The sequence below is a fragment of the Halomonas sp. SIMBA_159 genome (assembly GCF_046536035.1).
Classification (GTDB): domain Bacteria; phylum Pseudomonadota; class Gammaproteobacteria; order Pseudomonadales; family Halomonadaceae; genus Vreelandella; species Vreelandella venusta_A.
Genome location: NZ_JAWJBT010000108.1, coordinates 1 through 437, shown reverse-complemented (window position 1 = coordinate 437; position 437 = coordinate 1). Strand labels below are relative to the sequence as shown.

Genomic DNA, 437 nt, shown 5'->3' with positions numbered 1-437 from the left:
GATCGCGCCTGAGAGGTGATGCTTGGCTAACGGCCGGCCGGCCAAGTCCCCGATCCCGCTGCCCTTCCCGGTCCAAGGCATCGACGAGAACTCGCCCTACGGGGTGCAGCCGCCGACGACCACACCGGACGCGCTCAACGTGCGCTCCTACGACGCGCTGGAGCGACGCAACCGAGGCGGGCAGCGGACGGGGATTGGCAGGTGGAGTGCAACGCGGCCAAGCGGCGGCAGCAGCCAGATACAGCTTCTCGACACGATCATCGAGTCGATTGACCCGAACCAGAACGCCGAGGTGTCCAACGCCGTCGTCCGCTCCGACACCACCCCGACGAACGCGTGGCCGTTCTTCCACCCCGACGGCGACGTGCTGTTCCTTCTGATTACTGCCGGCACGAACGCGGGCACGCTGCAAGCCTACGACGGGACGGAGGCCGCGG

Annotated in this window: 1 protein-coding gene; it reads left to right on the top strand. The window is 68.0% G+C overall.

The window, feature by feature from the left end; translation table 11 throughout:
• Window positions 1-22 precede the first annotated feature (22 nt).
• Window positions 23-437, top strand: a 415-nt coding sequence (locus tag R0J87_RS18580; protein WP_498888037.1) for a hypothetical protein, incomplete at its 3' end; no start/stop codon positions are given.